This window comes from Acidiphilium rubrum (assembly GCF_900156265.1).
GTDB lineage: Bacteria > Pseudomonadota > Alphaproteobacteria > Acetobacterales > Acetobacteraceae > Acidiphilium > Acidiphilium rubrum.
This window is the reverse complement of the sequence record NZ_FTNE01000011.1, coordinates 51,109-71,607: the sequence shown is the minus strand read 5'-3', so window position 1 is coordinate 71,607 and position 20,499 is coordinate 51,109. Positions and strand designations below refer to the sequence as shown.

At 62.7% G+C, this 20,499-nt stretch carries 22 protein-coding genes; 10 read left to right on the top strand and 12 right to left on the bottom strand.

Annotated features, from left to right (window positions below; translation table 11 throughout):
* Positions 1 to 8 precede the first annotated feature (8 nt).
* From BW994_RS09915 to BW994_RS09895, 5 genes are all read right to left on the bottom strand, one after another.
* A complete protein-coding gene (locus BW994_RS09915) occupies positions 9 to 716 on the bottom strand; it encodes an ABC transporter ATP-binding protein (protein WP_029311901.1) in 708 nt (235 codons plus the stop codon).
* Positions 713 to 2,527 (bottom strand): branched-chain amino acid ABC transporter ATP-binding protein/permease, encoded by a 1,815-nt coding sequence (locus tag BW994_RS09910; RefSeq protein WP_211252777.1) that lies wholly within the window; start codon positions 2,525 to 2,527, stop codon positions 713 to 715. The genes BW994_RS09915 and BW994_RS09910 overlap by 4 nt, the downstream gene beginning before the upstream one ends.
* Positions 2,520 to 3,362 (bottom strand): branched-chain amino acid ABC transporter permease, encoded by an 843-nt coding sequence (locus tag BW994_RS09905; RefSeq protein WP_245801554.1) that lies wholly within the window; start codon positions 3,360 to 3,362, stop codon positions 2,520 to 2,522. Before BW994_RS09905 ends, BW994_RS09910 begins: the two co-directional genes overlap by 8 nt.
* A 13-nt stretch (positions 3,363 to 3,375) precedes the next feature.
* The gene (locus BW994_RS09900) at positions 3,376 to 4,590 is read right to left on the bottom strand and encodes a substrate-binding protein (protein ID WP_083703302.1); all 1,215 of its coding nucleotides are present in this window, start codon (positions 4,588 to 4,590) and stop codon (positions 3,376 to 3,378) included.
* Between the two features lie 65 nt (positions 4,591 to 4,655).
* Positions 4,656 to 5,795, bottom strand: coding sequence for an acetamidase/formamidase family protein (locus tag BW994_RS09895; RefSeq protein ID WP_342667838.1), 1,140 nt, complete (start codon positions 5,793 to 5,795; stop codon positions 4,656 to 4,658).
* A gap of 527 nt (positions 5,796 to 6,322) precedes the next feature.
* Here BW994_RS09895 and BW994_RS19970 point away from each other — a divergent pair.
* Positions 6,323 to 6,652, top strand: coding sequence for a hypothetical protein (locus BW994_RS19970; RefSeq protein ID WP_217696455.1), 330 nt, complete (start codon positions 6,323 to 6,325; stop codon positions 6,650 to 6,652).
* Positions 6,653 to 6,806: 154 nt separating this feature from the next.
* On the opposite strand, the gene BW994_RS09890 is transcribed toward BW994_RS19970, so the two are convergent.
* Complete coding sequence (locus tag BW994_RS09890; protein ID WP_029311896.1) at positions 6,807 to 7,406, bottom strand: RecX family transcriptional regulator; 600 nt, start codon at positions 7,404 to 7,406, stop codon at positions 6,807 to 6,809.
* 82 nt (positions 7,407 to 7,488) lie between these two features.
* Between BW994_RS09890 and BW994_RS09885 the strand changes: the two genes are divergently transcribed.
* Positions 7,489 to 8,472 carry a malate dehydrogenase gene (locus BW994_RS09885; protein ID WP_029311895.1) on the top strand — a complete coding sequence of 328 codons (984 nt, stop codon included), beginning with the start codon at positions 7,489 to 7,491 and terminating at the stop codon, positions 8,470 to 8,472.
* 59 nt (positions 8,473 to 8,531) lie between these two features.
* Complete coding sequence (locus BW994_RS09880) at positions 8,532 to 9,401, top strand: phytanoyl-CoA dioxygenase family protein (protein ID WP_029311894.1); 870 nt, start codon at positions 8,532 to 8,534, stop codon at positions 9,399 to 9,401.
* An 18-nt stretch (positions 9,402 to 9,419) separates the two neighbouring features.
* Here the strand turns inward: BW994_RS09880 and BW994_RS09875 are convergent, their stop codons facing one another.
* From BW994_RS09875 to BW994_RS09855, 5 genes are all read right to left on the bottom strand, one after another.
* Complete coding sequence (locus tag BW994_RS09875) at positions 9,420 to 10,181, bottom strand: NAD kinase (RefSeq protein ID WP_029311893.1); 762 nt, start codon at positions 10,179 to 10,181, stop codon at positions 9,420 to 9,422.
* A complete protein-coding gene (locus tag BW994_RS09870) occupies positions 10,178 to 11,020 on the bottom strand; it encodes a carbon-nitrogen hydrolase family protein (RefSeq protein ID WP_029311892.1) in 843 nt (280 codons plus the stop codon). Before BW994_RS09870 ends, BW994_RS09875 begins: the two co-directional genes overlap by 4 nt.
* Before the next feature lie 156 nt (positions 11,021 to 11,176).
* Complete coding sequence (locus BW994_RS09865) at positions 11,177 to 11,815, bottom strand: hypothetical protein (protein ID WP_051657338.1); 639 nt, start codon at positions 11,813 to 11,815, stop codon at positions 11,177 to 11,179.
* A 117-nt stretch (positions 11,816 to 11,932) separates the two neighbouring features.
* On the bottom strand, positions 11,933 to 12,172 hold the full coding sequence (locus BW994_RS19210; protein ID WP_139334063.1) for a hypothetical protein: 240 nt from the start codon (positions 12,170 to 12,172) through the stop codon (positions 11,933 to 11,935).
* 166 nt (positions 12,173 to 12,338) lie between these two features.
* On the bottom strand, positions 12,339 to 13,496 hold the full coding sequence (locus BW994_RS09855; protein ID WP_081849079.1) for an aminotransferase: 1,158 nt from the start codon (positions 13,494 to 13,496) through the stop codon (positions 12,339 to 12,341).
* A gap of 299 nt (positions 13,497 to 13,795) precedes the next feature.
* Between BW994_RS09855 and BW994_RS09850 the strand changes: the two genes are divergently transcribed.
* The 4 genes from BW994_RS09850 (at position 13,796) to BW994_RS09835 (ending at position 16,878) form a co-directional block, all read left to right on the top strand.
* Positions 13,796 to 14,134, top strand: coding sequence for a P-II family nitrogen regulator (locus BW994_RS09850; RefSeq protein ID WP_029311888.1), 339 nt, complete (start codon positions 13,796 to 13,798; stop codon positions 14,132 to 14,134).
* Between the two features lie 62 nt (positions 14,135 to 14,196).
* Positions 14,197 to 15,630 (top strand): type I glutamate--ammonia ligase, encoded by a 1,434-nt coding sequence (gene glnA / locus BW994_RS09845; protein ID WP_029311887.1) that lies wholly within the window; start codon positions 14,197 to 14,199, stop codon positions 15,628 to 15,630.
* 211 nt (positions 15,631 to 15,841) lie between these two features.
* The gene (locus BW994_RS09840; protein ID WP_035228878.1) at positions 15,842 to 16,333 is read left to right on the top strand and encodes a GNAT family N-acetyltransferase; all 492 of its coding nucleotides are present in this window, start codon (positions 15,842 to 15,844) and stop codon (positions 16,331 to 16,333) included.
* Complete coding sequence (locus BW994_RS09835; RefSeq protein ID WP_029311885.1) at positions 16,333 to 16,878, top strand: P-loop NTPase family protein; 546 nt, start codon at positions 16,333 to 16,335, stop codon at positions 16,876 to 16,878. The genes BW994_RS09840 and BW994_RS09835 overlap by 1 nt, the downstream gene beginning before the upstream one ends.
* A gap of 49 nt (positions 16,879 to 16,927) precedes the next feature.
* Here the strand turns inward: BW994_RS09835 and BW994_RS09830 are convergent, their stop codons facing one another.
* A complete protein-coding gene (locus BW994_RS09830) occupies positions 16,928 to 17,593 on the bottom strand; it encodes a YggS family pyridoxal phosphate-dependent enzyme (protein WP_029311884.1) in 666 nt (221 codons plus the stop codon).
* Here BW994_RS09830 and BW994_RS09825 point away from each other — a divergent pair.
* The 3 genes from BW994_RS09825 to BW994_RS09815 all read left to right on the top strand — a co-directional run bounded on the left by BW994_RS09825 (position 17,592) and on the right by BW994_RS09815 (position 20,499).
* Positions 17,592 to 18,176, top strand: a complete 585-nt coding sequence (locus BW994_RS09825) for a thiamine phosphate synthase (RefSeq protein WP_029311883.1) — start codon at positions 17,592 to 17,594, stop codon at positions 18,174 to 18,176. The genes BW994_RS09830 and BW994_RS09825 overlap by 2 nt on opposite strands.
* A gap of 207 nt (positions 18,177 to 18,383) precedes the next feature.
* Positions 18,384 to 19,709: a porin family protein gene (locus BW994_RS09820; protein ID WP_029311882.1), complete on the top strand. Its 1,326-nt coding sequence runs from the start codon at positions 18,384 to 18,386 to the stop codon at positions 19,707 to 19,709.
* A gap of 223 nt (positions 19,710 to 19,932) precedes the next feature.
* On the top strand, positions 19,933 to 20,499 hold the full coding sequence (locus BW994_RS09815; protein WP_035228896.1) for a DUF3576 domain-containing protein: 567 nt from the start codon (positions 19,933 to 19,935) through the stop codon (positions 20,497 to 20,499).

Below are 20,499 nucleotides of genomic sequence, written 5' to 3'. Positions count from 1 at the left end.
ATCATCGGTCAGACAGCGAGATGATTCTGGATGACGCCGGCCACTCCCGGCGCATCGACGCGTCCCGCCGCCACGACTTCGCCACGTGCGAGAACAGCGTATCGATCGGCGATCGAGAGGGCGAAGCCGACATTTTGCTCGATCAACAGAACGGACAGATCAAACGCCGCCAGTTCCGCACGCAGCACCCCGATGAGGCGCTGCACGACCGAAGGCTGTAAGCCCTCGGTAATTTCATCGATCAACAACAGACGGGGGCGCGACATCAGCGCCCGGGCGACCAGCAGCATTTTCTGCTCGCCGCCGCTGAGCGTGCCGGCACGCTGGCCCCGACGTTGGGCAAGGAACGGAAAGAATACAGCGACGCGATCGAGGGCCCGTTCGTAACCCCGATCGTTGCTCAAGCCGAGACGAAGATTTTCATCGACGGTGAAATCGGGGAAAATCGCCTGGTCCTGCGGGCTGTAGGCGACCCCACGGCCGGCGAGACGGTGCGGCTGCACACCAGTAACATCGGCCCCGAACATGCAAATACGCCCGCTTTGCGCAGGCAGGAACCCCATGATGGTCTTGAGCAGCGTCGTTTTGCCCATGCCGTTCTTGCCGACAATCGCAAGCACCTGCCCCGATTGTATCTTCAGACTGACATCACGCAGCACCATCGACTGGCCATAGCCGCTGGTCAAACGATCGATTTCGAGGGCGATATCGCTCATGTCATGGCGCCGATCGCCTGCGGCTCGCCGGCATAGATGGTGCGCACCAGTTCGGAACCAACGACGGTGGCGACATCGCCGTCCAGCACGATCCGGCCCTGATGCAGCACGATGATGCGCGAACTGATCTGCCGAACGAAGTCCAGATCATGCTCGATCAGCAGGATGCAGAGCCGATGCCGCGCCACCAGATCGACCAGGATGCCGCCGATCAGCCGGCGCTCTGCCTTGGTCAGCCCGGCGGTCGGTTCGTCCAGTAGCAGCACGCGCGGCTCGGCGGCAAGCACCATGGCAAGTTCGAGTGCCTGTTTGCCGCCATGCGACAAGCTGCGGACCGGATTGGCGAGCTGTTCGGCAAGGCCGGTGGCCTGCACCACCTGCAAGGCGGCTTGCGGTAGATTGATCGTGTCGGCGCGGCGCCAGAGCGATGGCGGATCGATCCGCGCGCGTGCGATCCGCAGCGATTGCGCAACCGTGAGCGCCTCAAACACCGTGGGTGTCTGAAACTTGCGGCCAAGGCCGAGCCGGGCGCAATATTCCGGGGTCAGTCGACCAATGCTGCACCCCAGGATCGCAACATCGCCGCCGGAGCGTTCCGTCCCGTCGCTGATGCAGCGGATCAGCGTCGTCTTGCCGGCACCGTTCGGTCCGACCAGACTGACGAGCTCGCCAGCTTGCGCCGTGAAGCTGATGTCATCCAAAACGCGCAAGCTGCCATAATGCCGTGACAAGGCGGTGACTGCGATGGCAGAGGGTCCATGATCGGACTGGGCCGTGATCACCGGCTGACTGGCGATGCTGAGCTGTGCCGCGGAGGACGGGGCAACACTGCGCAGCGGCAGCATCGATCGAACGCCGCGTGCCAGGCCCGGGCCGAGCCCCTGCGGCATCACGACGATGACCGCGATAAACACGACGCCCACCAGCAACTCCCAGATGAACGGCAGGCTACCGCTCAGATAGGCACTGATGAAATCGATCAGTACCGCCGCGATCGCCGGCCCCAGCAGCGTAGCGCGCCCGCCGAGCGCCACCCAGATGACGATGGCGGTACCGAATTTGAAATTGGCAAGGTCGGGCGCCACGACATCGGTGTAGCTGGCATATCCGAATCCCGCGAGTGCGGCGATGGCGGCCGCCGCTGCGAACAGGGCGATCTTGATACGTCCGGTGGCGAGGCCGAAATAGCGGGCACGCTGCTCGTTCTCGCGGATCGAGACAAACAATGTTCCCGCATCGCTATGGACCAGCAGCCAGCCGAGGGCGGCGACAATCACCAGAAACGATCCGGTCAGCGCGAACCATACCGGCATTGATAGGTCGAAGGTGGTGAAGCCCGACAGCCCGCTGCTCGACCCCGTGAAGGTACCGCCGGCATAGAGGATCCGCACCACCACAACGCAGAGAACCAGTGTCGCAACCGAGACATAGAGATCGCTGACGCCATACCCGAAGGCCAGCCAACCAACCAATGCGCCAAGCAGCGACGCAACGATCAAACCGATGCCAACCGCAAGGATCGCGTCCAACGGCGTCAAGCCAAGATGTGTGAATATCAGGCCGCCGGCATAGGCCCCGATCGCGAAAAATGCCGACTGGCCAAACGAGAGAATGCCGGTATAGCCCCACAGGATATCCAGCGTCACCGCGACGGCGCCGAACAGGAACGATCGGATCAGAATATCGACGGAATATTCACCGAGACACAGCGGGCCGATGCCGACCAGACCCAGCGCAGCGAGACAGACGCAGCCGAGGCGGATGAGTTCGCTCGACCGTGTCTCGGACGGCAGGCTCACGGTACTACGCACGGGCAAATCCAGTCGGGCGCAGCCGCAGCAGAATGGCAGCCAGGACAACGATGGTCAGGCCACCCAGAACGGGGTTACCAAAGGTACTGATCACGACCTGCGCGCCCCCCAGCACGACGCAGGCCAGCATCAGGCTGATCAACGACGTGCCGGAAACCATCACCAACATGAAGGCGTTGAGCAGCCATGTGACCCCCATGGTCGGGTCGACGCTGAGTAGCGGCGTCAGCAGCGCGCCGGCCAGGCTCGCGAGCCCTGCGCCGACCACGAAGGTCATGAACCGGACCAGATCACTGTCGATCCCGAGACTGCGTGCCAGATTTTCATTCAGAATCACGGCACGCGCGACGAGGCCGAGCCGCGTGCTCCGCAACAGCAGCCCGACCGCCAGACCGAGCACGATCGCAATCCCCAGAAAGATCAGCCGGTAGAGCGAATAATCCGCACCAAAGACGTGGATGGCGCCCGACACCGGGCTGGTCACGAACTGCACCCCGCGACCGAAACCGATCGTGATGAGTTGCACCACCACGATCGAAAGTCCCCATGTCGCCAGAATGGCATCGAGCGGACGGTTGTAGAGCGGGCGGACGATCACCCGCTCGACGATCGCGCCGATCAATGCGCCGGCGAGCAGGGCCACCGGGGGAGCCAACCACGGGCTGAAATGCGCGCCGGTGACCAGCAGCGCGACGTAACCGCCGATGGTCAGAAACGCGCCGTGCGCGAAGTTGATGATTTTCTGTACACCGAACACGATCAGCAGACCGATCGAAACGATGAACAGTATGCCTGCGGTGGTCAGGATATCAAGCAGCAGGTTGATCACGCGCACGCCCCTTGGATGGCTATTTCAGCGCCGGGCACTGATCACCGGGTGAGACATGTGGAAAGCTCTTGATGATCTTGACCGATCCATCCGCCTGAACTTCGCCAAGGTAGAGCGTCAGCGGTGCATGATGTTCGTCCGACATCCGCACCACGCCGCGCGGTCCATCGAAACTGACGGTCGGCAATGCTTTCAGGACCTTGGCGGCGTTGGTCGATCCGGCCTTTTCGACGGCCGCCTTGTAAAGATAGATGCCGTCATATTCGGGTTCGGACAGATCGTTCGGTGTTTTCATATTGGCGCCGAACATTTTTTTGAGCGCTGCCTTGAAGTCTGTGTTCTTGGGATTTTCGATGCCGGTGAAATACGATTGCGACAAATAGGTGCCCGCAGCGTCCGGACCGATCGCTTTTGCGGTCCCTTCATCTTCTGCAAGATTGCCGTACAGGACTTTGATGCCGGCGGCGCGAAGTTGCTTGGTGAGCGTCACATTCGGCGCCCCGCCGGCGGTCGAACTGATCAGCGCATCCGGGTGGGCGGCACGCAGCTTGCTGAGCACCGAAGTCCAGTCAGACGCATCCATCGGCAGAAATTCCTCGCCGACCACCTTGCCGCCATGGGCCTCGATGTATTTGCGTGTCAGGTCGAGCATGCCGCGACCGAATGCATAGTCGCTGCCGACCAGGAAGAATGTCTTGGCGTGCTCGTGCTGCATGAAATAATCGACGATCGGCGGAACCTGCTGTTCGGGTACCCAGGCATCGACATAAAGATAGGGGCTGCAGGAATGGCCCTCGTAATACGAGGTATAGATATAAGGGGTGTGCCCGCGCGCGACCACGGGCAAGCCGGCATTGCGTGCGGCACTGGTTTCCATCGAGATCAGCACATCGACCTTTTGACGGAAAATCAGCGAGTCGAAGGCTTTGACCGCACCATCCGCGCCGCTGCCGTCATCGGCGACGTCAAGCACCAACTTGCGCCCCAGAATGCCGCCGCCTGCGTTAATCTGGGAGACCGCGAGTTTGGCCGCCTGCACCACCGAAGGGGCAACCACACTGTTCGCCCCGCTCAGACCCACCGGCACGCCGATCCGGATCGGCGGTTTTGCGGCATGGGCCGGTGGAACAGCGCCGGCGATGCCGAGCGCCAACACGCCGGCCGCAAGCCCGCGCCGGGAGGCTCCGGCCCGCGTTAGGACAGGATTGGTTTGACTCCAACGAATGCGCGACATGGATGATCTCCTCGGTTCATGGACAATTCAGACAGAAACGAAAGGGCAGAATCAGAGATACGATATCAGAGATACGTTTTCGCGAGCATCATATGCACGCCCTTGTTGCCGTCGACAGTTTGGGTCACCCGCAGGTCCCCGATCAGTGAGCACAGCATGTAGGCCTGATTGCGCGACAGATTGGTCCGCGCACAGATGTGGTGAACCATCTCGCGGACGGCCTGTTTCGCGGCATCGTCCAGATCTTCATCGAGGCCGATCGACATCAAGTGGGTGGGCGTTTCAGCGAACGGTGTTTTGATGTCGAGGTCGGATCGGACGGTCAGGCGGAATGTGCCGGTCAGGCCGGTTTCCAGTGCGGTGATGCACACTTCGCCATCACCCTGCACGCCGTGGCCGTCGCCCGCCATGAACAGCGCGCCTTCGTTGAACACCGGCAAATAGAGCGTGGTGCCAGGCTTCAGTTCCTTGTTGTCCATATTGCCGCCGAAGGCGCGCGGTACCGAGGATGTGCACCGCCCCCAGGCGGCGGGTGGCGCAACCCCGATGATGCCGAAGAAAGGATCAAGCGGCAACTCGGTCCCCCAAGGCAGCAGGCACACATTGCGCTCACGGTCGATTTTCGGATGGATGGTTTCGTAGTCGGTGAACTCATCGGGCAGAGTGCCGAGCAGCGGCATGATCGAGACAAAGCCCCAATCCATGCGCGGGACCGCTGCGAGAATATCCACCTGCAACGTATCGCCCGGTTTGGCACCGCGTACATAAACCGGGCCGGTCATGAAATGCGGACCCGGCCCCGGCGGCAATGCGTCCAATGCAGCGAGATAGTCGGCCGGCACGCCGCTGGCCGGCAAACTTGCCCGACCGCCGGCGGGAAATGAATGTAGCGTGACGGTATCGCCGGACTCCACAGTCAGCACAGGTGAAGCTGTCGCATCTAGATAGCCCAGAATCATCTTGTCCGGCGTTGCCGGAATCTCGTGATGAGTGGTCAAAGACATCTCCCCGAAAAGCTGAGTTTCGACTTTCTGGCCCGCACCATTCGAGATGTCTCTACGCAGCATTGCGGTGGTGCCCGTCGCAGGCAAGCCAATGCCCGACCAACTCGACGGCGATCGTCGATCTTCCGGCGGCGGCCTGCTGGCATTGCCGACGTGCGCAGATAATCGTCGATGGAAACCCCGCCGTGCCAGTGCCGACAAGTCGCTCGTGCAGGTCGCCACACTCTGCGATGGCTCGGTATTGCTGTCCGGTGCAACCGTCCCGGCTTACCCGTCGTCATGGCCCTATGGCAGGTATTTCTGTCATCGCGCTGGCCATCCGCCTGGACAAAAATTTTCGGACCACCGGCGTCGGGCCCGCAGGTACCTTCCTGGCTTTCAGGTGATTGATATAGATCAATGAGATTGCTCTTACTCTATCCTATTTTGCCTTCGAAGTGTTCTGACCAAGAGTTTTGTTAGGGTCTTCAAGCGGGTTTGATCGAGATGATTGAGCTGCCGTCGGGTGATAGCCGGTCCCCTGTCCTGGCAAACATGTAAAACAACCCGATCGCATGCGTTTATGGCCGCTTGGCTTCGTCCGGATCGCTCGCGCGGGGCTGCCGTTGTCCATTGAACTTTCCTTGGAGGCATAGATGACTTCGACGAAACTATTGTTAGTACTCCTGGTCCTGATAACGCCGCGATATGCATTTGCGGAGCGAGCCAATCAATTGAACGTAATGTACATGAATGACATGAAACCGATAATTTCGCTTGTCGCAGGTGCAACTGAGCTGAACGCATGCGGGTTCCGAAATCAACGTTGGAACGCTCTCATCCAGGGAACCTCCGTGCTTCAAGCCTATTCACTGGCGGGACATATTTGGGGAATGCGCGACGGAATGCTTTCACGCGGGGCTCTCGTCAATTTCGAAATCATGGGAAACCGCCTGCAACGCATTCGAAAGGTCATGGCGAACCCAACAGCAGACGATTGCAGAGCTATCGGATCTGATAGCGACGTCCTGCCAGCGCTGGATAGATTGGCGCGAATGGTAGGCTGGAGTCCCAACTGAATCATCACAAAAATCTTTTCATGGACGGTTCCACGATCGTAACCTGGACCCAAATCGCTCGAGAATGACACTAAATGGCGGAAAAACCGAGGGTTCCAGCGATGCTCTCAATCGCTGGAATGGCTCCGGCGGAAGTGCCACTGGCCTTCCTCGCCTACAAATCAACGGCCCCCGGCAACTGGCCGGATCTTGCGGCGAGGACCAGCGCTTCGGCGGCGGATCGATCGAGGGCCAAAGCTTGTTCGGCGGTGCTGCGGTCGAAGCCTTGGCGTGCCAGGCTGGCGAGGGCGCGCATCCGGTCGCCTTCGCCGAACGGCGGGAGGCGGCGGCGGCGCAGGTACAGGCAGGCGGCGGCAAGGTCACGCGCTTGATTGTCCGGCACCAGGCTGGCCGCGAGGTCGGTATCGATCCCCTTGGTTGCGAGATGGGCGATGGTGGCGCGGCGGGATTTGCCTTCACGCGCGAGGCGGCGGGCGCGCGAGGCGGCGAATTCGGTGTCGTTGACGGCGCCGAGCGCGCGCAGCGATGCGATGATGCCGGGGATCGCGGCACGGCCGGCGGTGCGGGCGGCGGCGATGGTTTCGGGTTCCGTGCCATCGGCTTCGGCGGCGCGAACCCAGCGATCGATGCGGCGGGTCAGCACACGAGTGAGGCCGGCTTCGGTCGCGGCGAAGCGGGCGAGGTGGGCGATGGCTGCTTCGCGCAGGCGATGCTCGGTGGGGGGTGGGCCCGGCTTGCGTTCCTCGCGTTTCATCGCTTCAGTGTGGCATAGCGCATGGGTTGACCGGAAGCCCCGGCGGGCGATAGTGCGGCGCATCAAATCAGGAGCAAGTCCCATGGAAAAATCCCCCGTCCGCATCGCCGTTACCGGCGCCGCCGGTCAGATTGCGTATGCGCTGGTGTTCCGCATCGCGAGTGGCGCGCTGCTGGGGCCGGATCAACCGGTCGTACTCACGCTGCTCGATCTGCCGCAGATGCAGGGCGCGCTCAAGGGCGTGATGATGGAGCTCGAGGATTGCGCCTTCCCGACGCTGGCGGGCATGGCGGCGACCGATGATCCGAAAGTGGCGTTCCGGGATGCCGATATCGCGTTTCTGGTCGGCGCCAGGCCGCGCGGCAAGGGTATGGAGCGCAAGGATCTGCTGGGCGCCAATGCCGAGATTTTCACCGTGCAGGGCCGCGCTCTGAACGAGGCGGCATCGCGCGACGTGCGGGTGCTGGTGGTCGGCAACCCGGCCAACACCAATGCCTATATCGCGATGAAATCGGCACCCGATCTGTCGCCCGCGTGTTTTTCCGCGATGATCCGCCTCGATCACAACCGTGCCGCCTCGATGCTGGCGGGCAAGGCCGGCATCGATGTCGGCACGATCGAGAAACTGGTGGTCTGGGGCAACCACTCGCCGACGATGTATCCCGATTATCGCTTCGCCGAGTCGGGCGGGCGCAAGCTTGCCGCGATGATCGATGACGAGGCGTGGAACCGCGAGGTGTTCATTCCCACCGTCGGCAAGCGCGGTGCGGCGGTGATCGAGGCGCGCGGTGCGTCATCCGCCGCGTCGGCCGCCAATGCCGCGATCGATCAGATGCGCGACTGGGTGGTGGGCTCGCACGGTAAATGGGTGTCGATGGCGATTGCCTCGGACGGCAGCTATGGCGTGCCAGAGGACATCATGTTCGGTGTGCCGGTAACCGCCGAGCGCGGTGTTGTGACGCGGATTTCGGGGCTTGCGATGGATGAATTCGCGACCGAGCGGTTCGCGATCACGCTGAACGAGTTGAAGGAAGAGCGCGACGCGGTGGCGCATCTGCTGGCCTGACGCGGTTGCCCGACCCGGCGCCGCCCGTTAGACTCTGCTGATACAAGGGAGAACGGGCGATGTCGGAATCGGAGACCATGGTGACATTCGAGGATCTGGTCGAGTTCCCCGACCCCGCAACCTTGCCGCCGCTCGATCGACCCGGGGTCGATGAGGCGGGGTTGACCGCCGATCAGGCATCGTGGCGGCGGGATGGCGTGGTGATCAAGCGCGGTTTCATCCCCGATGCCCTGCTCGACCCCTATATCGAGCGGCGGGCCGCCTATCGCGCCGGTGTCAAGGGGCATCTGGCGGGTTGGCAATACGGGCATTGCTATGTCGGGCTGCCGAGCCTGCGCGATGTGGCGCTGTATCCGCCGCTGATGGATCTGCTGGGCGCGCTGGTCGGCGAAGAGATGTTGTTTCATCTGGCGTTGACCGCCTGGGTGACCACCGGGCGCGAATGGCATCAGGACGATTATCTGAACCCGGATTTCGTCAACACCTGGTATGCGGCGGTATGGATCGCGCTTGATGATATCGCACCCGACAGCGGGCCGTTCGAATACGTGCCGGGCTCGCATCGCTGGGGGTTGATGCGCGGCGCGCGGGTGCGCGCGCATCTGACCGAGGAAGAGCTCACCCGGATCGAGCCGGCGCATGGCATCAACCAATGGCCGAAATACGCCGAGCGATTCGTGACCCCGGCGATCGAGGCGAAGATCGCGGGTTGCGGCATTCCGGTGGTGCCGTTTCTGGGCAAGAAGGGCGATGTGTTGATTTGGCACAGCCGGCTGATCCACCGCGGTTCGCCCAGCCAGCCCGGCACGCTGCGCAAATCGCTGATCACGCATTACTCGGGCATTCACCACCGGCCGGACATGGTGATCAAGGCGCGCGATGCGAACGGCCGCGCCTATGCGGTGTTCGACGAGCCCGACCTGAACTGACCAGCCCGCGCCGGCACATTACACCGTGAACTGCTCGCGGATGATGCGCTCGGACAGGGCGCGGTCGGGGTCGGATAATATCCGGGCGCAGACCGAGCGGTCTTCGCTGGCGGCGACCGAGATGACGCGCCGCACCTCGGTCGAGTCGGCGACGGCGGAGACCGGGCGTTTTTCCGGCTCCAGGATTTCGAACACGACCTCCGACGACGATGGCAGCAAGGCACCGCGCCAGTGCCGCGGGCGGAACGCGGCGATCGCGGTGAGCGGCAGCAGATTGGCGGTGAGCGGCACGATCGGGCCGTAGGCGGACAGGTTGTAGGCGGTGGAGCCGGCCGGGGTGGAGATCAGCACGCCATCGCCGATCAGTTCGGGCATGCGGATTTTACCATCGACCAGAATGCGGATTTTGGCGGCCTGGCGGAGTTGGCGGAGCAGGCTGACCTCGTTGAAGGCGAGCGCTTCCTCGACCGCGCCGGTCATGGTGACGGCGTGCATCCGCAGCGGGTGCAGGTCGTTGCTCATGGCGCGCGCGATGCGGGCGGGCAGGTCGGCTTCGGCGAAGTCGTTCATCAGGAAACCGACCGAGCCGCAGTTCATGCCATAGACCGGCAGTTTGTAGTCGAGCATGCGGTGGATGGTTTCCAGCATCAGCCCATCGCCGCCGAGGGCGACGACCACTTCGGCCTCCTGCGGCGCGACGGTGCCGTAGGCGGCGACGAGTTTTTCCCTCGCCGCGCGCGCCTGTTCGGTCGCGGCGGCGGCGAAGTGGATTTTGGTCACACCAGTTTTCGGTGTTCGAGAACCGGCATGTCAGCACGATGTTTGGCGGATTTCGCGAGATCGATCCGCGCCGTCACGAAGCCCGGACCATCCGAGCAGCGGGCGGTGACGATGCCCCACGGGTCGGCGATCAGCGAATTGCCGTAGGTGACGCGCGGTTCGTTCGAGCCGTCGAAATGCGTGCCGGTGCAGGCGGGGGCGGCGATCCAGCACTGGGTTTCGATCGCGCGGGCGCGCAGCAGCACCTCCCAATGGTCCTTGCCGGTCTGCAGGGTGAAGGCGGCGGGGACCAGAATGATGTCCGCACCGGCGCGGCGCAGCGCGAGGTAGAGTTCGGGGAAGCGCATGTCGTAGCAGATGGTCAGGCCGATGGTGGCGGCGCCGAGCTTGAAGGTGACGAGCTGGTCGCCCGCGCCGTAGATGGCGCTTTCGCGGTAGCCCTGGCCATCCGGCGTGACGATGTCGAACAGATGGATTTTGCGGTAGCGGGCGATTTCGGTGCCGGTGGGGTCGAACACCAGCGTGGTGTTGAACAGTTTGTCGCCGCCCGATTCGCCAATCGAGCCGCCGTGGACGTGGATTTGATGGGTGCGCGCCATCTCGCGCAGAAACTCATAGGCCGCACCGCCGGTGCCGCCGGGTTCCGGCAGGGTTTCGGCGGCGGCGAACTTGGTCGCACGGTCGCCGCCGAGGCAGGTCCAGATTTCCGGCAGGGCGATCAGCTGTGGCCGATCCTGCGGCACCGCGGCTTCGATCAGGCCGCGCGCCTGGGCGATGTTTGCAGCCTTGTCGGCGCCGGGTGCGAGCTGAATGGCGGTGAGACGGAGCGGATCATGCATGGTCGGTATGGTGCGCCAAGTGCCGTGCGCAAGCAAGATCGTGTGATGCGATCCGCGCGCCATTCGGTTGCAATCGGGACGCGGTCGAGGCTTGGTGCGCGCGCCGGATCTGAGGCGTTGTGAGGCGCGGGGTTCTGGATGTGCGCATGACGGGCGTTATATTGTTTCGTAATCGTAATGAAATAAGCGCGGTGGGGTGGTGGGTTCGGTGCGGGTTGGTGGTCGTTGCGTCCCGTCCTCGGAGGTTGGCTGCGTCCAGGCCGGGGGCGGATCGGGAGGGAGCCAGACGGCGGGCGGTGGGGCGGGTTCGCGCTGCACGGCTGCGGCCGGCGCTGGTTGGGGGATTGCGAGGATGGCCGGGCGTTCGATGCCGAGGGCTTCGAACAGGGGGCGGAGGATGCGGCCGATGGCGGGATTGGTTTCGATCAGTTCGGCCATCGTGGGATCGGCGAGCAGGTCGCGGAGTTGCTGGGCGGGGTAGGTGACGGCCGCGGGCATGTCGTGCGTGCCGGGGAAGACGCGGGGCAGCCAGCCGAAGCCATCCGGCAGGGAGGGGCGCTTGGCGCGGTTGGGTTTGGCGGGCGTGAGGCGCTTCCGGCTTGGGGTGGGGCCGCGCAATACAGCGCGCGCGAAACGGGCGGCGATGCTGGTGAGGCGCTGCCAGATGGCGATGATCTTGGCCCCCGGAAGGTGTTGCGCGTGGCCCTGGTTGACGGCGATTTCGGCCAGCATCGCCATGATGAGGGCGAAGCGGTCGAGGAGTGAGATCGTCAGCGGGGTTGGGGCGGTGCGCACGAGGGGAGATAACCACGGTGGGCGGGGGGTGAGAAAGGAAGAAAGCACTTCTTTTTTGAAAAAAAGAAGCAAAAAACTTTTTTGAGCTGGGGCATGGGCGGTTTCACCGGCACGGACCTAGATTAACAAAGTTTTTTTTGCTTCTTTTTTGTTCACAAAAAAGAAGATTCTTGCGTTTGCGTTAGTCTCGCTTGGCTTCCAGCGGCGCTGGGGTCCATCGATATCGAACGTCGGGCGCTTGGTCCTCATTGCCGGTCCCGTCGGTACAGGCGATGGAGATGAACCCATGGGCTTGGTAGAAATGGCGGGCTGCGGCAGCCGGTCGTCGAACGAGGCGCGCATGACCGCCGCGGCCATGTCCATATCGGCAAGGCGGAGTTGGCGGATGGCGGGGATTTTGGCCGGGCGCGGGTGGCCTATCCAGCGAAGCGGCGCCGACCTGACGGCAGCGAACGGCCCTAAAACAAACAAAAGTTTTTGCTACTTTTTTTCAAAAAAGTAGCGCTTCCTTAACTTTCCTACCCTATTCCGCTGCCTGTCGCGCGGCAAAATGCCGGCTGAGGCGATCGATCGCTTCGCGGAGCACGGTTTCGCGTTTGCAGAAGGCGAAGCGGGCGTAGTGGGTCGGCGCGTCAGCGGGATAGAAGGCGGAGACCGGAATGGCGGCGACGCCGGCGTGTTCGGTGATGTGGCGGCAGAAGGCGACATCATCGCCTTCGAAGCCGAGGGGGGTGAAATCGGTGGTGATGAAGTAGGAGCCGGAACTCGGCAGCACGATGAATCCGATGTCGCGGAGGCCGGCGGCGAGGATGTCGCGTTTGGCGGCGAGGTCGGTGCCCATGGCAGCGAAATAGGCATCGTCCTTGGCGAGGCCGATGGCGACGGCGCGTTGCAAATTGGGCGGCGTGGTGAAGGTGAGGTTTTGGTGCGCGCGGGCGACCAGCGTGGCGAGGCGCGCGGGGGCCGTGACGTAGCCGATTTTCCAGCCGGTCAGGCTGAAGGTTTTACCGGCGCTGCCGATGCGCAGGCAGCGTTCGCGCATGCCGGGCAGGCTCATCAGGGGCGTATGTTTCAGACCATCGAAGATCAAATGTTCGTAAACCTCGTCGCATACGGCGTAGCAATCGTGTCGGGTCAGCAGGGCTGCGATGAACGCGAGGTCGTCGGCGGAGAAGACCTTGCCGGTCGGGTTCATCGGTGAATTCAGCAGTAGCAGTTTGGTTTTGGGGCCGAACGCTGCTTCGAGCTCGGCGCGCGGCAGCTGCCAGTCCGGCGGGTTCAGGCGGACCAGCCTGGCGGTGGCGCCGAGCATTCGCACGACGGGCAGATAGGTATCGTAGAGCGGTTCGATCAGCACGGCTTCGTCACCGGGATTGAGCAGCGCCATCAGGCTCGCCGTGATCGCCTCGGTGGCGCCGGAGGTGACGACCACTTCGGTCGCTGGATCAACGGTGATGCCGTAGAAACGGTGGTTGGCGGCGGCGACGGCTTCGCGCAGTTCGGCGACGCCGGTCAGCGGCGGGTATTGGTTGCGGCCATCGCGCAGGGCGGCGGCGGCGGCATCGATCACGTCCTGGGGTCCATCGGTATCGGGGAAACCCTGGCCGAGGTTGATCGCGCCGTGCTGGGTCGCGAGGGCGGACATGACCGTGAAGATCGTCGTGCCGATGGCGTCGAGCATGAGGTTGGGCGATTTCACGGTCTGGCTCCCTGAGGCAATTTGTGTGCAGTATCGTGCGAGACGACGGAAGGGCAAGGGGTTTGGCGTGCGGCGTTCGTAAACTAGGCATGAACTGCACTTGTTTTGGGCACAGGCTATGCCGATCCCGTGAGCAACGCAACGATCCCTGGCGTCAGGTGTCGTTGGCACGGCATATGCATCGCAGTGTTGCCGGCCGGACAAGGGCCGGTGCGTGCATTTGCCCGCCGAGATAAACCAGCAACAAGGAGGGTGCCCGTCTCGGATCGGGCGTGAACCGGATGAAAAAAATCGAAGCGATTATCAAACCGTTCAAGCTGGACGAGGTGAAGGAAGCCTTGCACGAGGTTGGGCTTCAGGGCATCACCGTGTTGGAAGCCAAGGGATTCGGCCGCCAGAAAGGTCATACCGAATTGTATCGCGGCGCTGAATACGTGGTGGATTTTCTGCCCAAGGTGAAGATCGAGGTGATTTGCGAGGACAGCGTCGCCGAGCGCGCGATCGAGGCGATCACCAATGCGGCCCGGACCGGGCGGATTGGCGATGGCAAGATTTTCGTCTCCACCATCGAAGATGTCATTCGCATTCGGACCGGCGAAAAGGGCGAAGCCGCGATTTGACAGTTTCCGTAACGGTGCCGCATCGTGCGGCATCATCAATCTGACCAGCAGTGAGGACCAAGATGGCGAAGAAGCCAGCCGGCAGCGGCGATGCAGTAGCAAAAGCGATCGCGATGATGAAGGAGAACGGGGCCGATTTCGTCGACCTGCGGTTCACCGACCCGCGTGGCAAGTGGCAGCACACGTCCCAGCATATTTCGACGATGGACGAGGACGCGTTTCGCGACGGCATCATGTTCGACGGGTCTTCGATCGCCGGTTGGAAGGCGATCAATGAATCCGACATGATCCTGATGCCGGACGCCGAGACCGCGGTGATGGACCCGTTCGCGGCCAAGCCGAGCATGATTTTGTTCTGTGATATCATCGAGCCCTCGACCGGTCTGGGCTATGCGCGCGACCCGCGCGGCACGGCCAAGCGGGTCGAGGCGTATCTGAAGTCGACCGGCATTGGCGATACCATCGTGGTCGGCGCCGAGGCCGAATTTTTCGTGTTCGATTCGGTGAAGTTCGGCACCGGCGGCAATTTCGGCATGTATCAGATCGACAGCATGGAAGGCCCCGGTTCGTCGCTGAAGGATTATCCGGAAGGCAACATGGGGCATCGGCCTGGCATCAAGGGTGGCTATTTCCCGGTGCCGCCGGTCGATTCCGAGAGCGATCTGCGCGCGGAAATGCTGGCGACGATGGGCGAGATGGGTCTGCCGATCGAAAAGCATCACCACGAGGTGGCGCAGAGCCAGCACGAGCTGGGCACGCGGTTCGGCTCGCTGACCAAAATGGCCGACCAGATGCAGATTTATAAATACTGCGTCCACAACGTCGCGCATTCCTACGGCAAGACCGCGACGTTCATGCCCAAGCCGATCTATGGCGACAATGGATCGGGCATGCACACCCATCAGTCGATCTGGAAGAACGGCAAGCCGCTGTTCGCCGGCAACGGCTATGCCGATCTGTCGGAGATGTGCCTGTATTTCATCGGCGGCATCATCAAGCACGCCAAGGCGATCAACGCGTTCACCAACCCCTCGACCAACAGCTACAAGCGTTTGATCCCCGGGTTCGAGGCGCCGGTGCTGCTGGCGTATTCGGCACGCAACCGCTCGGCCTCGTGCCGGATTCCCTACACCACCAATCCGAAGGCCAAGCGCGTGGAGGTGCGGTTCCCGGATGCCTCGGCCAACCCGTATCTGGCCTATTCGGCCATCGCGATGGCCGGGCTCGACGGCATCAAGAACAAGATCCACCCGGGCGATCCGATGGACAAGGATTTGTACGATCTGCCGCCGGAAGAGCTGAAAGGCATTCCGACCGTCTGCGGTTCGCTGCGTGAGGCGTTGGGCGCGCTCGCCGCCGATCACGACTTCCTGCTGGCCGGCGATGTGTTCAGCAAGGAACAGATCGAGAGCTATATCGAGCTGAAATGGTCGGAAGTGTACCGGTTCGAGCATACGCCGCATCCGGTTGAGTTCGAGATGTATTACTCGGTTTGAGGTTCAGGTCAGGCAAGACTTCTTTTTTGTAAAAAAGAAGCAAAAAACTTTTATTCGTTGGGTCGTCGTTGGTTTTATCTTCGGCGGCCTTATGGATAAAAGTTTTTTTGCTTGTTTTTTTTCAAAAAAAGAAGGTCTTGCTTTCTACGACTTGCCGTCAATCCTCGACGAATCGGCTTGTCAAATTTTGTCAAACCGATATCGTCCCGTGATGACCGATACAATCGAAACCGCGATCGGTCCGGTCCTACGCCGCGCGACCGTGGCCGATGCCGATGTGATTGCCGCGGTGACCGATGCGGCCTATGCGAAATGGGTGCCGATCATCGGGCGTAAGCCGGTGCCGATGTTGGTGGATTATGCCGTCGCGGTGCGCGATCATCTGATCGACGTGCTTGAATCGGATGGCACGATCATTGCGCTGATCGAACTGGTGCCGGAGCCTGGCTGTCTTGTTATCGAGAATATCGCGGTGCTGCCGGCGCATGCCGGTCGTGGCCATGGCAGGCGGTTGATGGCGCATGCGGACAGTGTTGCGGCGGACCATCGACTTGGCCGGGTGCGGCTTTATACCAACCGGAAAATGACCAGCAACATTGCGCTGTACCAACAACTTGGCTTTGCGATCGATCATGAGGAGGTCAAGGACGATGGCCGCACGATCGTTCATATGAGCCGATCGATCGCCGCGATCGACCGATAATGCCGCGCGTCTATGTCCTGGGTGCTTCGGGGTCCGGCACGACGACGCTGGGAGACGCGCTGGCGGCGGCGCTTGGCGTGCCTCATGCGGATTCCGATGATTTTTTATGGCTCCCGACCAATCCGCCGTTCACCACCAAGCGCGATGCCGATGAACGGCGCGCTCTGCTGCGGGCGCGGCTGCCGATTTCGGGGGCATGGGTGTTTTCGGGATCGGCCCTGCGATGGGACGACGAGATTGCGCCGTTCTATGATCTGATCGTGTTTCTGCGGCTTGATCCGGTCGAGCGCATGGCGCGGTTGCGCCGGCGTGAGGTGGACCGGTATGGTGAGCGCATCGCGCCGGGCGGCGACATGGCGGCAATCCACACCGCGTTCATGGAATGGGCGGAATCGTATGACGGCGGTGGCCTGGAGCACCGCAGCCTGCTTAGCCACGAAACATGGCTGGCAACGCAGACCGCCCCCATCCTGAGGCTGACCACCACCGATTCAGTGCCAAGCACGATCAGAAAAGTAAAAACACAGCTCTATACTGACGAATAAAAGTTTTTTGCTACTTTTTTACAAAAAAGTAGGCCTTGTTTCCCCTGCCTTACCGCCCGCCAAACAAGGCGGACCCGATCCGCACCTGCGTCGCCCCGCAGGCGATGGCGATTTCAAAATCGTCCGACATGCCGATCGAGCGAACCGGCAGGCCGTGGTGATCGGCCATCGCGACGAGGTCGCGGAAATAGGGTGCCGGGTCCTGCCCGACCGGCGGGATGGCCATGAGCCCGCGCAGCGCGGCGCCGAAGCGGGCGCGCATGGCGCGGATGAACGCATCGGCCTCGGCGCGCGCGACGCCGGCTTTTTGCGGTTCATCGCCGATGTTGATCTGCACCAGCAGGTTCGGCATCGACCCTTCCCGCTCGGCGGCGGCGGCGAGCGCGTCGGCGAGTTTGGGGCGGTCGAGCGTTTCGATCTGGTCGAACAGCAGCACGGCGTCGCGTGCCTTGTTGGTTTGCAGCGGGCCGATCAGGTGCAGGTCGATGTCGGGGTGGGTCACGCGCAGCGGCGGGAATTTCAGCGCGGCTTCCTGGACGCGGTTTTCGCCGAACACCAACTGGCCGGCGGCGAGGGCGGCCTCGATCGCGGTGGCGGGTTTGGTTTTCGAAACCGCGATCAGCGTGACCGCGCGCCCGGCGGCGGCCTGGGTGATGCGGCGGTTGAGGGCAGCGATGGTTGCGGCGATGTCGGGAATCGGATGATCATCGGTCATGGATCAACACCTGATCAGCCTGGCCCGCGCGGTCAAGCGCCGGCGGCGGGCGCGGCATCCGACTTTGTGGCTGTTTAGCGATGAACGTCGCCAGCCTGATCTGTTGGCCGCGATTGCGGCGCTGCCGCGCGGGATCAGCGGCGTGGTGTTCCGCCATGACGATGCGCCCGGCCGGGCGGCGCTGGCGCGACAGGTGGCGGCGCTGTGTCGGAGCCGGCGGATCGCGCTGGTGATTGCCGGCGATTGGCGGCTGGCGGCCGCGTTGGGTGCGGGGGTGCATCTGCGGGGCGGTGTGCCGCCGCGGGCGCGTTATCGCGGCGTGGTCAACACCGCTTCGGCGCATGATTGTGGGCAAATGATCGCGGCGCGGGGGGGGCTTGCGTCGTTGGTGTTTCTATCGCCGGCATTCGCAACGGCGAGTCATCCGGGTGCGGGTGCGCTGGGGCCGGTGCGATGGGCGGCGCTGGCACGGCGTTGCCGCGTGCCGGTGCTGGCGCTGGGCGGCGTGACCGGCGCGGTGGGGCGGCGGTTTGGGGCTGGTTGCGGCGGGTTCGGCGCGATCGAGGCCCTGTCATCTGAGTGACATATACTGTGGCATCGAAACAACAGGCGATCGAAATAGCCGAAAACAGCGGTTCGGCATGTTGCTTCCGTCTCGGTAAATGCGTTTTATCCGCTCGCACGCTTCCGACGTCTGTATTTTGGCGCGGTAGTGAAGAGGTTGATGTTGAAGCATTGGCCGGGTCGAAAACAGGGTTAACGCCGGGAGACCGGCAACATGGAGGTTTATATGCGCAAATTCCTACTGGCCTCGGTGGCCACGTTGGGCATGGTAGCCGGAGCAACCGGTGCCGCGCACGCACAGGCAGCCACACCGCCGAAGCCGGGCACGCTGGTCGTTCATTTGAACGGTTTGTTCACGTACCAGCTCGATGCCGTTGGCTCCTCGGTCAACAGCTATGGCGGCTACAAGCTGAACCCGATCGCCAACGAAGGGTTCCTGCGCCTGTATCCCGGTTTTGATGCGATGACGACCGGCGGGTTCGAATACGGTGTCGCTTCGGAAATTCGCGATGCCTACACTAATCCCGGCCAGGGCATGCAGGAAAATGCTGCTGCGAACGGCACGGAATCTCTCGTGATCCGCCGCGCCTATGCCTATTTGGGCACCAAGCAGGCCGGCATCGTGCGGATCGGCCAGGGCGATGGCCCGTGGACTTTGATGCAGGACGGCGTGTTCGAAAACTTCGGCGACGGCAACCAGTGGAATTCGGACGGCGGCATCGGCTCGATCGTGCCGAGCGCTGCGCACCCGACCTGGCTGTTCTCGGACACCGGGGCGCTCTACACCACCCTCAAAATCGTGTACCTCACGCCGACCTTCGCCGGTTTCAACGCGGGTATCGGCTTTGAGCCGAATTCGAACGGCATCAAGGAAGGTCTCGCCGCCTGCACCGTGGCGCAGAGCACTTGCGCGGCCCTCGCCAGCGCGCCTGGTGGCGCCGGCAATGCCCGCCGCAAGAACACGCTCGATGCGATGGTTCAGTATACCGGCGAATTCAGCGGCGTCGGTGTGAAGGTTTCGGGCGGCTACATCAAGTCCTCGCCGATCGGCAACAGCACGGGGTCTTCGATCGAGACGATCGTGTCACCGGAGACCGGCGCAATCACGCATGAGACCGGCTACAAGGGTCTGGGCATCGCCACTGTTGGCGGTCAGATTTCCTACGCGGGGTTCATGGTTGGCGCGAACGCGAAGGACGGCCAGGTCAACAACGGCTACACCTTCCTGCTCCCCGGCCAGCGTAATGCCTTTGATTGGCTGGTCAGCGCCGAATACACCGCCGGCCCGGTCACCGTGGGCGGCTACTACTTCAACAACCAGAGCGCCGGTGCGCATCTGCCGGGCAACGGCGTCGGCCGTACCGAGCAGGACAATGGTGTTGCGGTCGGTGCCAACTACGCCGTCACCCCGAACCTCGGTCTGTTCGTCACCTATCTGTATGGCCAGCGCAAGCAGTACGGCTTCGACTTCGCCAACAGCAAGACCAACACCACCGTGGGCAACCGCATGCACAGCCAGGCGATCGGCGCGGGTGCCGCTCTCAAGTGGTGATCTGACGATCGGCTGATACGCCGAACAACGAACGGGGGCGACGGTGTGAGCCGTCGCCCCCTTTTTTGTGGCCGGTCGCACTCGGGTCAGGGATGCACGGTTTATTTCAAAAAACAGCGCCCTGCCTGCTCGTGCCGCGCTTGCCCTTGGCGTCAGGCGGCAGCAAGGCTAAACACCCCACAGTGTCGCGCAGACTTCCTGCTGCGACTGAGCGGAGATGAACGTGCGGCTTCACAGCAAACTGGTCACAAAGCGTTTCAACCAAGGCCCGGCGCTGGCATTTCTGGCGGTCGCGGCCCTCGGTCTTGCTTCATGCAGCAGCAGCAAACCGTTGACGGCGGCACAGATCAACAACCCGCAGACGCAGTACACCCCGCCCGCGATGAACCATCCCGGCGGCGGCCTGGGCAATCTGCTCACGCTCGGCGGCGGTGGTCATGCCGCGCCGGCCGGTTCGGCGACCGGTGTTGCGGTCAATGCCTATTTGTGGCGCGCCTCGCTCGATACGTTGAGCTTCATGCCGCTCGCCTCGGCCGATCCGTTCGCCGGCGTGATCATCACGGATTGGTATTCGCCGCCCGCGACGCCGAACGAGCGTTTCAAGGCGACGGCGTATGTGCTGGGCAGCATGCTCTCGGCCAACGATGTGAAAGTGTCGATTTTCCGCCAGATCCGCCAGGGTGGCGACTGGGTCGATCAACCGGTCGATCCGGCTACCGCCAACGGCATCGAGGATCGCATCCTGGCGCGCGCCGCGCAACTCAAGGCGGCCGGGCAGTTGAACGGCTGA